The following is a 13,691-nucleotide window of genomic DNA, read 5'->3' on the forward strand; positions in this document are numbered from 1 at the left end:
TCTCTGTCGGCAGCACCCCCAATGCCGGGTTTATGCGCTTTTTAGTCACAGGCTTAGCGCTTATTGCTATCGGCTTTTTCATGTGGCGTAGGCTAGGCGCAGGTATCGGCCCCAAGTTAGTATCAGGTGGTTTTCTGAGTATTGGCATTAAAAACTTTCTGGTGCTGGCCGGAATGTTCTCGTTGTCAGCCAACGCCATCGACTGGGTTTTAAGCTTCCAGGCTCTGTTAACGGTTATTATCATTGCCGTTGTTATTGTTGGCGTCATTATTTGGCTGCTGGAGTCAGAGCGCAATACCGCAGTGCGCGCTATTCAACGCGCCGAATATCTTCACACTCATGACGCTCTGACAGGGGTTTCTAACCGCGATCAACTGGTCAGTAAAATTCCGTTGTTTATTGAATATTGCCGTAGCAACAATCGCCACTTAACCATGATGCTAATTGGTGTCAGCCGTTTTAAAGTGGTGAACGAAAATATCGGTATTCGCGGCGGTGACCAGGTTCTCAAGGAAATAGCCAGACGCCTGCAAAATTTTACAAAGCAACCTCTGACCGTTTCGCGTATCAGCGGTGACGTTTTTGCTATTGCTTTTGACCATTTAAAGAACCGAAGCCTGATACAAGACTTAGCCACAGAACTTCAGGAAGCATTGACCCTGCCCATTGATATTGGCGAGAAAACCGTAAATATTGCAGTAGGCATTGGTATTTCGCGCTACCCTCAGCACGGCAGCCGATCGGAAGTCTTGCTCAATAAGGCAACCATAGGTTTAACTCAGGCCAAGCAGTCGCACCAGCCCACCATAACCTTTTATGAGCGCGGCATGGACGAAATGTACTCCTATCTGGTTGATATGGAGCCAGTGCTTCGTAAGGCAATGCAAGAAAATGAATTCACTTTGTACCTTCAGCCTCAGTTCGACTTCGACCATCAGCAGCTTTGTGGGTTTGAAGCCCTCATACGCTGGCAACACCCCGAACGGGGCTTGCTGAGTCCGGCAGAGTTCCTGCCTTACATAGAACAACTCGGCCTTTCTACCGATTTAGATGACTGGGTGCTGAATCAGGCCGCTGCGATTCTTAGCTCCTGGCAACAAAAGTTTGGCGTATGCTGGCCAATTGCGGTAAACCTCTCTGCACCTCAGTTTCAGCATTTCCAGTTGATTGAAAAAATGCAGCGGCTGCAGGAAGACTACGGTATATCGCCGGAATGGCTGGAATTAGAAATTACTGAAAATGTCGCTATGTCTGACTTGCATAATGGCATGAGTGTCATTCAACGTTTGCGGGAGATGGGCTTTGGTATATCCATCGACGACTTTGGTACAGGACATTCTTCTCTGGCTTATTTACGGTCCTTGCCTATTAACAAAATTAAAATTGACCGGAGTTTCATCAGCGAACTTCAGCAAAATAATAACGACGCGACCATTTTAAAAGCCATGATCCGGCTGTCTCATGGTTTAGGAAAACGCGTGATTGCTGAAGGAATTGAGACCGAAGAGCAGCAGGATATGTTGCAGAAACTTGGTTGTGACATGATGCAGGGCTATTTCTATTCGCCGCCAATGCGCCTGCAATTCGCCGAACAATTTATTGAACGTCAAATTCAGAGCAATAAAAAGCCGCTGCCTCCCGGGGAGTTTGCAACGGCTTTTTAACGGTAATATATTACAGGATGAAGCGACTTAAGTCTTCGTCCTGCGACAACTCACCAACATGTTCGTTGACGTAATCTGCGTCTACGGTCAACTTCTCACCGTTGTGGTCTGTTGCATGGAAGGAAATTTCTTCCATCAAGCGCTCAAGCACGGTGTGCAGCCGGCGGGCTCCGATATTCTCGGTCGTCTCATTCACATGGAATGCAACTTCAGCTATGCGCTGAATGCCCTCTTCGGTAAAGTTAACCTCCACGCCTTCCGTGTTCAGTAACGCATGGTATTGCGTCGTCAGTGAAGCACTAGGCTCTGTCAGAATGCGAACAAAGTCGCCGCTGGTCAGCGCTTCCAGTTCTACCCGAATCGGCAAACGACCCTGAAGCTCCGGAATAAGATCCGATGGCTTACTCATCTGGAATGCACCAGAGGCAATGAACAGAATATGGTCGGTCTTGATCATGCCATGCTTGGTGTTCACCGTTGTACCTTCAACCAAAGGCAGCAGGTCACGCTGCACACCCTCGCGTGAAACATCCGGTCCGCTGGTATCACCGCGCTTACAAATCTTGTCAATTTCATCTAAAAAGACAATGCCGTTTTGCTCAACCGATTCAATCGCTGCTTCTTTGACTTCATCTGGGTTCAGCAGTTTCGCCGCTTCTTCTTCGACCAGTTGTTTGTAGGCGTCTTTGATACGCATCTTACGGGCTTTGGTTTTATCGTTGCCCATGTTCTGGAACATATTCTGCAGTTGCGACGTCATCTCTTCCATGCCCGGTGGTGCCATGATTTCAACACCCATTTGTGGCATGGCTAAATCAATTTCAATTTCTTTGTCGTCTAACTGGCCTTCGCGCAGCTTCTTACGGAATACCTGACGTGTGCCGCGCTGATCATCGTTTTCAGGTGTTTCTTCCTGTTGTTGAGCCCAACCGGAGGACGACTTCTTCGCCGGAGGCAACAGCACATCCAGAATACGCTCTTCCGCCGCTTCTTCAGCGCGGTAACGTACCTTTTGCATCATCTCTTCACGAGTTTGCTTCACTGCTACATCGGTCAAGTCCTTAACAATAGACTCTATTTCTTTACCCACATAGCCAACTTCAGTGAACTTAGTGGCTTCTACTTTAATGAACGGTGCCTTTGCCAATTTTGCCAGGCGACGGGCTATTTCCGTTTTACCAACACCCGTTGGGCCAATCATTAAGATATTCTTTGGCGTCACTTCCTGACGCAGTTCATCGTCCAGCTGCATACGGCGCCAGCGATTACGCAAAGCAACGGCAACAGCGCGTTTGGCTTTATCCTGGCCAATAATGTGTCGGTTTAATTCGTCAACAATTTCTCTTGGGGTCATCTCAGACATCTTATTCTTTCCCCTGCTTTGTTTTGTCTTCAGCAATAGACTCTTCTTCTTCAATGGTCTGATTGCCGTTCGTATATACGCAAATATCACCCGCTATAGTTAATGCTTTTTGCACAATGTCGCGGGCATTCAAGTCGGTGTTTTCCAGCAACGCTCTTGCCGCTGACTGAGCAAAAGGACCACCCGAGCCAATAGCTATAAGGTCATTCTCAGGCTGAACAACGTCGCCGTTACCCGTTATAATCAGTGAGGTTTCCTTATCAGCCACTGCCAACAGAGCTTCTAACCGACGCAGCGCCCGGTCAGTACGCCAGTCTTTTGCCAGTTCCACAGCAGCACGCATCAGGTTGCCCTGATGTTGCTCAAGTTTGGATTCAAAGCGTTCGAACAGTGTGAAAGCGTCAGCGGTTCCGCCGGCAAAACCTGCCAGCACTTTGTCGTGGTAAAGGCGACGCACTTTACGTGCATTGCCTTTCATTACGGTATTACCTAAGGAAACCTGGCCGTCTCCGCCAATTACAACTTTATCGCCGCGGCGAACAGATACGATAGTAGTCAAATCAAGACCCTCTTTTTTGTCTTTGTGACATCAATGACAAGTATTTGAGGGTCTATATCGTGTTTTTCAATGGTGGGTATGGATTAATCGATGTTCCAGTTCCAAATTGCGCAACCAAACACCTGATTCCGCTGCAGTTTATGACGATCACGTTCGGCGTCACGTTTTGTTTCATAAGGCCCTAAAATAACCCGGTACCAAAGACCATTACTGCCGTCCGTTGCTCTAACCTGAGATTCCAGACCGGCCATAGCAATTTGCGCACGCAGCCTTTCTGCGTCAGCCTGCTGACGAAAAGAGCCACATTGCATAAGCTTAGGTGGACCCACTTCGCGTTCGGGTACATCCACTTCCACTTCTTTGCTTTCCAGCTCTTCAATATAACGCCAGCGTTCGGCCGACTTTTCCGGCAACAGATCGGCCGGTGGTTGCTGCACATGCGGTTGCTCAACTTCCTCGGACTTACCGCTAATTTGCACCAGAATATAAGTAAATAAGGCGATTAAGCCAATGGCAATAATAACCACGAACCAGGGGACAGCTTTACGTTCACCAACAGGCTTTGCACCACGTTGCTGCTTTTTATTGCTTCCCTTTTTCTTAGCCGGCTTACGTTTCGGCGATTTTGGCTTACGATTCGCGTAATCCATAATGCGTTACATCTTCTCCAGGGTTGGAATGCCCAGTAAATCCAGACCTTGCTTGAGCACGTTAGCCGTTAACATCGACAACTTAAGGCGGCTGTTACGAAGGGCTTCATCTTCCTGATTCAAAATAGGGCAGGCTTCATAAAAACTGGAAAAACGCCCGGCCAGATCAAACAGATAGCCACATAAGAAGTGCGGCATGGCTTTATCCTGAACCTGATGCAGCACTTCATTAAAACGCACCAGCTGGTTCGCAAGTGCCAGCTCACGCTCGTCATTAAGAATAATGTCTGCATCACGGTCAAAAGCGGTATCGCCGAGTCGGTCAAAAATGCTGTTCACACGGGTGTAAGCATAAAGCAGGTAAGGCGCTGTATTGCCTTCAAAGGTCAGCATGTGATTCCAGTCAAAAATGTAGTCACTGGTACGGTTTTTCGACAAGTCGGCATACTTCACCGAGCTAATACCCACCACTTCAGCAACGCGTTTCTGCTGCTCGTCTGTTAAGTCGGTCGTTTTCTGCTGAAGCAACTCGAGTGCGCGGCGTTCGGCTTCATCTAATAAATCAGCCAGTTTAGTCACACCCCCGTCACGGCTTTTGTAAGGTTTTCCGTCTTTGCCCATCACCGTACCAAAACCGTAATGGTCTAGCTGTATCTCACCCTCAACAAAGCCTGCTTTACGCGCCAGGGTAAAAATTTGGTCAAAATGCAGTGCCTGACGGGCGTCTACAAAATACATTAAGTGGTCACCGCCTAATACTTTCTGACGGTATTCAATGGCGGCTAAATCGGTGGTGGCATACAGATAACCACCGCCTTTTTTCTGCACAATAATTGGCAGCGGTTCGCCTTCTTTACCTTTGTACTCTTCCAGGAACACGCACTGCGCGCCCTGATCTTCGGTCAGCAAGCCTTTTTCACGCAGGTGTTCAATAACGCCCGGCAGCTTGTCGTTGTAGGCACTTTCTGCCATCACGTCATCACGGGTCAGCTTAACGCCCAGGCGATCATAAACTTCCTGGCAATGGCTGAGTGATACATCAATAAATTGATTCCACAGCTTCAGGCAGTATTCGTCGCCCGACTGCAGTTTTACCACCAGCTGTCGAGCACGGTCAGCGAACTCTTCGCTGTCGTCAAAACGCTGCTTGGCTGCTTTATAAAAGGTTTCCAGGTTGCTCAGTTCATATTCTGCCGACTGGTTATCCAGCGCTTCCATGTAAGCCAAAAGCATACCGAACTGTGTACCCCAGTCGCCCACGTGGTTTTGGCGAACCACTTTATGACCTAAAAACTCGCACACACGGGATACGGCATCACCAATAATGGCAGAACGTAAATGGCCGACGTGCATTTCTTTCGCCAGGTTAGGCGACGAGTAATCAATGACAATGGTTTTGCTTTGGTCAGCAACATCGATATTCAGGCGGTCACTGTTCAGCATCGCCGTTAACTGATCTTTCAGCTGGTCCTGCGAAATAGTGAAATTAATAAAGCCCGGTCCGGCAATATCCATTTTCGACAGCAGAGAGTTCTCCGGGACCGCATCAACAATGGCTTCAGCCAACTGACGCGGGTTCGACTTTGCCGGCTTTGCCAACATAAGTGCCAGGTTCGTCGCAAAGTCACCGTGCGATTTGTCGCGAGGGCGATCCAACTGAATCTTTACTGGGTGATCCGCAGGGATTTTCCCCTGTGCTTTAAGTTGACCAATGGCTTCGGCCAGTAACTGTTCAAGTTGTTCTTTCATTAATGCGACTACCTGTATGAAAAATCGAAGAGGAAATTCAAAGCGCTTAGTTTAATCGCTACGCCCGATAAAAAAAACCGCTTAGTTGTTAATCAGCTGAAGTCTTGCGGATCGATATCCAGCGACCAGCGTACTTTTTTCAATAACGGCAAGGCGTTAATCTGCGGCAGCAAGTGCTCAATTAACTGAAAACGTAGTTTCCGTGACTGACAATGTAACAGCAATTGATAGCGGTAACGACCAGCTTTACGCTCCATTAAGGCAGGCATTGGCCCCAGTAAAAACGCACCATCAACCTGCGGCATCAACTGCTGAATTTGGGTCATGGCCTGCACCACAGAGTCTCTGTCTGTCGCCTCAGCCCTGAACAGAGCTAAATAAGAAAACGGCGGCAGCTCACTTTGCTGGCGTTCGGCTAAAGCCGTCAACGCGAAATGCGAATAGCCGTTGTTGAGCAAATCCTGAATTAAGTCATGTTCCGGATGATGGGTTTGCAGCACCACTTTACCGGCTTTGTGCTCACGCCCGGCGCGCCCGGCCACCTGAGTATAAAGCTGCCCTAGACGCTCTGCCGCCCGAAAATCGGCGCTGTAGAGCGCGCCGTCAACATCCAGCAACGCCACTAAAGTCACATTAGGAAAGTGATGACCCTTTGCCAGCATCTGCGTACCGACCAGCAAAGGATACTCATTATTTGTGGCTTTTTGCAGGTAGTCGTCTAACTGGCCTTTGCGACGGGTTGAGTCCCGGTCAATGCGCAGTACCCCCCGGCCGGGAAACATCTCTTTCAGACTATGCTCGAGCTGCTCAGTGCCCACACCATGAGAAATCATCTGCGGCGAACCGCAGGAACCGCATTGACGCGGTATCCGCTGCTGACTCCCACAATGGTGGCACTGCAGTTGTTGATGGGTTTTATGTACTGTGTAATAAGCGTCACAACGATGACATTGCGCCAGCCAGCCGCACTCATGACACATTAATGCCGGCGCAAACCCACGGCGATTGAGAAACAGCAGCACCTGGTTGCCCCGCTCAATTTCTACCTGAATTTGTTCCTGCAGTATTTTAGAGATACCGGCTTTTATCGGCTGCTGCTTCAGGTCAATAAGCTCGTGTTTAACCATTTGCGCGCCACCAGCGCGCTGCCCCAGTTTAAGCCAGTGAAAACGCTTGCTGACCGCGTTGTTCAGCGTTTCCAGCGAGGCAGTTGCACTACCTAATACCAGCGGTATGTTCAGCAACGCCGCCCGTTTTATGGCAATGTCCCGGGCATGGTAGCGGAATCCGTCCTGTTGTTTGTAGGACAAGTCATGTTCTTCATCGACCACAATAAGCCCCAGCTTCTGGCAAGGCGTAAACACCGCCGAACGGGTACCGATAATAATCGCTGCATGCCCGTGCTTGGCATCCAGCCAGGTATTAAGCCGCTCTCTGTCGCTCATACCGGAATGCAGCATCACCACAGGCACATCAAAGCGTTCTTTAAAGCGCTGCAGGGTTTGCGGGGTGAGGACAATTTCAGGCACCAGCACTAAAACCTGTTCACCGCGTTCCAACACCGGTTGCATAGCCTGTAAGTAGACTTCGGTTTTACCACTGCCGGTAACGCCTTCCAGCAATAGCGTACTGTGCTTCTGTTGCTGGTTAATGGTTGAAACCGCTACTGCCTGCTCGGTATTTAATTCATGACCCTCTTCTCTTAATACCGATGGCTTCTGCTGCCAGCTTTGTGGCTTTGCCGGTGCCTGCTCACGCACCTCAATCCAGCCTTTATCCTGCAGGGTACGGAGCACGGCTGAGGTTACGCCTATATCGCTTAAGTCACTGCGTCTGAGCGGCTGATGTTTCAGCGCCGCCAGCACTTGCTGTTGTCGTGCCGCCCCTTTCAAGTCGTTAATAGACTGAGCAAGGCCTAAGTCAGTCAACGCATAAAAGGTTTCAGTCAGGTATTCCGGCGCATCGCCTTTACGCAATAAAACCGGCAGGCTGTTAGCAGCGACATCCCCTAACGAGTGGTGGTAATAATCGGAAGACCAACGAACCAGTTGCCAAATATCATCCGGCCACAGTCGTTGCTCATCCAAAACCGCAGCAACCGACTTCAGCTCAAAGCCTGGCGGCTCGTCATTGGCTTCAGCAACCACATAACCGACTAACTGACGCTGACCAAATGGCACGCGCACGCGCACTCCCTGCGGCAGCGGCTCAGCACTTTTGCACAGATAATCATAGGTTTGTCGAAGAGGTAACGGCAGAGCGACTTTATAACGTCGTTCATTGCCGGTGTTGGCTTGCTTCATGGCTCTATTCTGGAACGCTACCGCGCAGAATACAAGGCAGCAGATTCTGCTTGATCACAAGCTCAGGATCACATAAAATGCGCGGCTCTTAATTCATTGATGTTTTTTTGCGCATGGTGTTCGGCTTTGGATCGAATGGCGATGCGGCCCATAACTGAGGTAACCCCATGAAACAAGGTATTCATCCTAAGTACGAGACTTTAAAAGTCAGCTGTTCTTGCGGTCACACGTTCGAAACGCGTTCAACCCGCTCAGAAGATCTTCACCTGGACGTCTGTTCAGAGTGCCACCCGTTCTACACTGGTAAGCAGCGTGTAATGGACACTGGTGGTCGTGTTGACAAATTTAAGAAGCGTTTTGGTGCTCTGGGCAAGAAATAAGCCTAAGAAAACTTATAGAAAACGCTGCTTAACAGCAGATTTTAAGAAAAAGGCGCTAAACAGCGCCTTTTTTTGTGCCTGTTTCGCTAAGCGGCCTATTGTTAAAGAAAAGTTAACTGGTGTACTTTTAAACACATTGGAAATTTCATTCACCTCATTACCCTCAAAGGCGGAGGTAAGATTTGTTTATTAGCACAAAAGCGATAGACTGATCGGCATTCTGATCACCAGACTCAGGTATCACCGCATGACAGACTTTCGCCAACAGGCACTGGATTACCATCAATACCCGACCCCGGGTAAAATTTCCGTTGAACTCACCACCCCTGCTGAAACCAGTAAAGATTTAGCGCTGGCCTACAGCCCGGGCGTAGCAGAGCCGGTTCGGGAAATCTCGCAAGACCCGGACAATGCCTACAAGTACACAGCTAAAGGCAACATGGTTGCTGTTATTACCAACGGTACGGCTATTCTCGGTCTGGGCAATTTGGGGCCACTAGCGTCAAAACCGGTGATGGAAGGTAAAGCACTTTTGTTCAAACGCTTCGCCGGGCTGGATTCCATTGATATTGAAGTCAGTCACCGTACCACACAGGACTTTATCAATACGGTTGCCAACATTGCTGATACCTTTGGCGGTATTAACTTAGAAGACATTAAAGCGCCTGAGTGTTTTGAAATTGAAGCTCAACTCATTGAGAAAATGAATATTCCTGTTTTTCACGATGATCAACATGGCACGGCGATTATTGCTGCCGCTGGTTTTCAAAATGCTTTGGAAATTACTAAAAAAGATATTTCAAAAACTGTCGTTGTATTTAGCGGAGCCGGTGCTGCCGCCATTGCATGTGCCAAGATTTTTCTGAGCATGGGGATTAAACCTGAAAACTTAATTCTTACAGATTCAAAGGGCGTCATTTACACAGGTCGTACCGATGGTATGAACAAGTATAAAGAGCAGTTTGCAATTAAAACTGACAAGCGCACACTTGAAGATGCAATGAAGGGCGCTGACGCTTTTGTTGGCTGTTCTGCCAAAGGTGTTTTAACACCTGACATGGTCAAGTCGATGGCCAAGAAACCAATTATCTTTGCCATGGCAGCCCCAGAGCCAGAAATTACACCAGAGGAAGTAGCTGAAGTCAGAAGCGACGCTATCGTTGCCACAGGTCGCTCAGACTATCCAAACCAAGTTAATAACGTTCTCGGTTTTCCATTTATTTTCCGTGGAGCTCTCGATGTGAGGGCAACAAAGATTAATGATGAAATGAAACTTGCTGCAGTGAAAGCGATTGCTGACCTTGCCAAAGAAGAAGTACCAGATGAAGTTAAGATGGCCTATGGTAATCAAGACTTTAGTTTCGGTCCCGAGTATATTATCCCTAAGCCATTTGATCCAAGAGCACTGACACGAGTTGCACCGGCCGTGGCAAAAGCCGCCATGGAAAGCGGAGTTGCTCGCATTCAAATTGAAAATCTCGCAGAGTACGCTTCACACTTGGCCAATCGACTTAATACTTCTGGCTCATTTATTAAGCGTCTACGCGATCGCCACTCGACTTATATTACTCGCAACAAGAAGAAAACTAAGCTGGTTTTCTCAGAAGGTACCAACTCCAGAATTCTTCAGGCCGTCAGTCAGCTTCTCGCCGAAGATCGTATTGAAGCCGTACTTCTTGGTAATCCGAAGAAAATTTTTGCCAAGATGGATAAGATTGGAACACCTCATCTCAAAGACATGGTCGAGATTATCAATCCTCTCAAGCACCCTGAGTTTGACAACTTCTGCTTGCAATTTACAAAAGATCGTCAAAGGCGCGGTGTAACTTATAATCATGCTGAAGATCTTATGACTCACGAGAACTACTTTGGTTCTATGTATGTCAAAAAGGGCTATGCCGATGCTTTTATTGCCGGCCCTACGCTAAGCTATCCTAGCTGTCTCGTACCAGTCATGAATGTCATAGGGACTCGCAATAAAAGAAAGGCTGCAGGTATTTTCGCCCTAAACTTTAAAGACCGCGTTCTCTTTTTGGCCGACTGTACGGCGCAAGTTGAACCAACGGCCGAAGATTTAGCTGAGATCGCAATCTCTACTGCCGAGATGTACCGAAGTCTTATGAAGCGCGAGCCAAGAGTGGCTTTCCTTAGCTATTCCACTTACGGCTCCAACCGTCACCCAAGTGCTTCCAAAGTTCAAAAAGCTGTCGCCATTACCAAAGAGAGACAACCAGAACTTAAGTGCGATGGTGAACTTCAAGCCGACGTAGCAGTTAACAAAGGCATTTTGGATAAACTTTTCCCATTCACAGAGCTTGATGGCCCAAGTGATATTTTGATTTTCCCAGAGCTTAATTCTGCCAATATCAGCTATAAGCTTCTGTCTCAACTTTCTGATGCCAGTGCTATCGGTCCGATCCTTGTTCCTATGGCCAAGACAGTGAATATCATTCAAAGAACTGCTCCAGTCTCTGAGATTGTGAATATGTGTATTTTAACTGCACTCTTGCACGAAGAACGTGCAGCTCAAAAGTAGGATTTAACAATGTATAACAAAACAATCATCTCTACTGATCTCGCTCCTGCTGCCGTAGGAACTTACTCTCAGGGTGTTATTGTCGGCGATACTTATTATTTCTCGGGTCAAATCGGAATTGATCCAGCAACTGGAATACTTGCCGATAGTTTTGGGGCACAGCTCAGACAAACTCTCAACAATATCGACGGCCTACTCAAGTCTCAGCATTTAGACAGATCAAATATTATTAAGACCACTATCTTTCTAACTGATTTGAATAATTTTGCGGCCGTGAATGAAGCCTACAAGGCATTCTTTAAAGAGCCTTACCCTGCTCGCAGTTGCGTAGAGGCGTCTGCCCTGCCAAAAGGTGCAGTGGTAGAGATTGAAGTTCTTGCTGCAAAATAATCATGTTATTTAAAAGCAAATATATGTTTGAGAGTAAGACGACGAAAGCTCGTCGTGCTCTTTTTAATTTAGCGGCACTTTTCATCTTTATCAGTGCTGCTTATTTCATAGTTTGCTTGGCCCTTGTCACTGTTGCCAGACAATCAACTCGAACTTCAGATCTAGCATTTTTTCAAAAGCAGCCAGACCTGATTGTCGTATTTACTGGTGACCAGGGAAGAATTCCTTATGCCATTCAAAAGGCGCGAGCTTTTAGACAGTCACAAATTTTTATTTCCGGTGTTTATAAAACTAACTCCGTTGATAGTTTAGTTAGTCCGCTTACGGCCGGTGATACAATTAATGATATTGATATCAATATGCTTGAAATCGATTACCAAGCTCGAAACACAGTTGAGAATGTCATGGTGACCTATAAGCATCTTCGCCACAACAATGCGTTAAAAAAGATTCTTATTGTTTCTCATGATTATCACTTGGCCAGAATTATGAAAATTGTCGAAAGCTTAAGACGCGATGAGGACAAGACTGAGTTTTATTACTCTGGTGTGGAAACTGATTTTACCAAGTGGCGCAATATTAAAATCTTGGCCACAGAAGCTTTTAAATACACGCGTACGTGGTTCTTCCTGCTTCTGTGGGATACGGATATGGATCAGATCAGGGTTATGCCCGACTAACGCTGATAACTTCCTCAACACCTTCAATGGTGCTGATTGTTTTCACAAGCTCGCTATAGTCTTTGACTTCAACCTCAAATACAAAGCTACCCTTACGATCCGGCATACTCTTAGCAAGCGCCGATCTAATATTCACACCATTGGCATTAATAACTTTTGAGATCTGCGACAAAATGCCTGGTTTATCGTGAGTGACTACTCGAATATTAACAGGATGCTTAAAGCTGAAGTCTGGGTTCCACTCAACGCGAATGACTCGCCCAAGATCTCCTGCATCGACACGAGTACACTCTGACGTATGCACAGTAATGCCACGACCCCTCGTGATATAGCCAACGATTGGATCCCCAGGGATAGGATTACAGCATCTGGCCATACGGGCCATCACATCATCCATCCCGTCTACGATGACGGCATTATCTTTGTTGGCGCGGCGACGAACTTCACCTGTTAATTTCTTGGAGTACTCATCAGCCTTTGTGAGGCTTTCGTTATACTCTGGCGCTTCTTTATTACCTTTATGAAGTGACGGAAGTCTGGCCAATAACTCTTTGACCTGAAGCTTGCCACTACCAATATTAACGTAGAGATCTTCTTCATTGGGAGCTGAGCCAGTATTAATCAACTCTTCAAAGTCACCATTCTTCTTAATACCTTTGATCGAGCTACCAAAAACACGAAGTGCCTTTTCTAGAATATCCAGACCTGTCTCGCGATCTTGTTCGCGCTCAATCTTCATAAGGTAAGCTTTGATCTTGCTTCGAGCGCGAGAACTCTTGGCAATATTGAGCCAGTCTTTCGTTGGATTTTGATTTTTGCTACTTAAAATTTCGACCGTATCACCACTTTTAAGCGTGTACTTAAGTTGAACAATACGTCCATTTACCTTTGCACCGACACAGTGATGTCCAACATCAGTGTGAATAGCATAAGCGAAGTCCAGTGGTGTCGCTCCGTAGCGAAGTTCTCTAACATCACCTTTGGGGGTGAAAACAAAAACGCCACCGATATCTAGGTCGTTTTTAACAACGTTCATAAATTCGTAGCTGCTTTCAGTGCTTTTGTTAAACTCTAGAAGTTCTTGTACCCAATCAAGCTTGGCCTTACCCGCGGCCAATCCTTCTTTATACTTCCAGTGGGCAGCAACACCGGTTTCGGCCACGTCATCCATTTCGTTGGTGCGAATCTGAATTTCAATTCGTTCGGCTTTTGGCCCAATAACAGTGGTGTGAAGCGATTGGTAACCATTCACTTTTGGAATAGCGATATAATCCTTAAAGCGGCCTGGAATTGGTTTAAAGCTACTATGAACAATTCCCAATGCCTTATAACACTCAGTAATATTAGGCACGATCAGCCTGAAGGCCAAGACGTCTTGAATTTGATCGAAGTCAACTCCACGGGCCGTCATCTTTTT

General features: G+C 47.2%; 10 protein-coding genes and 2 pseudogenes. 6 read left to right on the forward strand and 6 right to left on the reverse strand.

What is annotated here, in order from left to right:
• Nucleotides 1–1,664, forward strand: a 1,664-nt coding sequence (locus B3180_RS01990) for a putative bifunctional diguanylate cyclase/phosphodiesterase (protein WP_286842659.1), incomplete at its 5' end; no start/stop codon positions are given.
• Nucleotides 1,665–1,674: 10 nt separating this feature from the next.
• Here B3180_RS01990 and hslU read toward each other — a convergent pair.
• From hslU to priA, 5 genes are all read right to left on the reverse strand, one after another.
• The gene (gene hslU / locus B3180_RS01995; protein WP_199495055.1) at nucleotides 1,675–3,027 is read right to left on the reverse strand and encodes an HslU--HslV peptidase ATPase subunit; all 1,353 of its coding nucleotides are present in this window, start codon (nucleotides 3,025–3,027) and stop codon (nucleotides 1,675–1,677) included.
• 1 nt (nucleotide 3,028) lies between these two features.
• On the reverse strand, nucleotides 3,029–3,586 hold the full coding sequence (gene hslV, locus B3180_RS02000; protein WP_054490324.1) for an ATP-dependent protease subunit HslV: 558 nt from the start codon (nucleotides 3,584–3,586) through the stop codon (nucleotides 3,029–3,031).
• An 83-nt stretch (nucleotides 3,587–3,669) separates the two neighbouring features.
• Complete coding sequence (locus B3180_RS02005; protein WP_054490326.1) at nucleotides 3,670–4,236, reverse strand: SPOR domain-containing protein; 567 nt, start codon at nucleotides 4,234–4,236, stop codon at nucleotides 3,670–3,672.
• A gap of 6 nt (nucleotides 4,237–4,242) precedes the next feature.
• Nucleotides 4,243–5,985, reverse strand: a complete 1,743-nt coding sequence (gene argS, locus B3180_RS02010; RefSeq protein ID WP_054490328.1) for an arginine--tRNA ligase — start codon at nucleotides 5,983–5,985, stop codon at nucleotides 4,243–4,245.
• A gap of 92 nt (nucleotides 5,986–6,077) precedes the next feature.
• Complete coding sequence (gene priA, locus B3180_RS02015) at nucleotides 6,078–8,288, reverse strand: primosomal protein N' (protein ID WP_286842666.1); 2,211 nt, start codon at nucleotides 8,286–8,288, stop codon at nucleotides 6,078–6,080.
• Between the two features lie 167 nt (nucleotides 8,289–8,455).
• Between priA and rpmE the strand changes: the two genes are divergently transcribed.
• The 5 genes and pseudogenes from rpmE to B3180_RS02040 all read left to right on the forward strand — a co-directional run bounded on the left by rpmE (nucleotide 8,456) and on the right by B3180_RS02040 (nucleotide 12,274).
• Nucleotides 8,456–8,668, forward strand: coding sequence for a 50S ribosomal protein L31 (gene rpmE / locus B3180_RS02020; RefSeq protein WP_054490333.1), 213 nt, complete (start codon nucleotides 8,456–8,458; stop codon nucleotides 8,666–8,668).
• Between the two features lie 247 nt (nucleotides 8,669–8,915).
• Nucleotides 8,916–10,139, forward strand: a pseudogene (locus tag B3180_RS02025) (malic enzyme-like NAD(P)-binding protein); the annotation flags it as partial.
• A gap of 114 nt (nucleotides 10,140–10,253) precedes the next feature.
• Nucleotides 10,254–11,204: pseudogene (locus tag B3180_RS02030) on the forward strand (phosphate acyltransferase); the annotation flags it as partial.
• Nucleotides 11,205–11,213: 9 nt separating this feature from the next.
• Entirely contained in the window at nucleotides 11,214–11,594 is a 381-nt protein-coding gene (locus B3180_RS02035; RefSeq protein ID WP_286842669.1) for a RidA family protein, read from the forward strand.
• A gap of 23 nt (nucleotides 11,595–11,617) precedes the next feature.
• Complete coding sequence (locus tag B3180_RS02040) at nucleotides 11,618–12,274, forward strand: YdcF family protein (protein WP_286842671.1); 657 nt, start codon at nucleotides 11,618–11,620, stop codon at nucleotides 12,272–12,274.
• On the opposite strand, the gene B3180_RS02045 is transcribed toward B3180_RS02040, so the two are convergent.
• The coding region (locus tag B3180_RS02045) for a RelA/SpoT family protein (protein WP_286842674.1) at nucleotides 12,261–13,691 on the reverse strand (1,431 nt) is incomplete at its 5' end. The two genes, B3180_RS02040 and B3180_RS02045, sit on opposite strands and share 14 nt — an antisense overlap.

Origin of the sequence: Idiomarina sp. UBA4206 (genome assembly GCF_002383015.1) — a bacterium.
Classification (GTDB): Bacteria; Pseudomonadota; Gammaproteobacteria; order Enterobacterales; family Alteromonadaceae; genus Idiomarina; species Idiomarina abyssalis.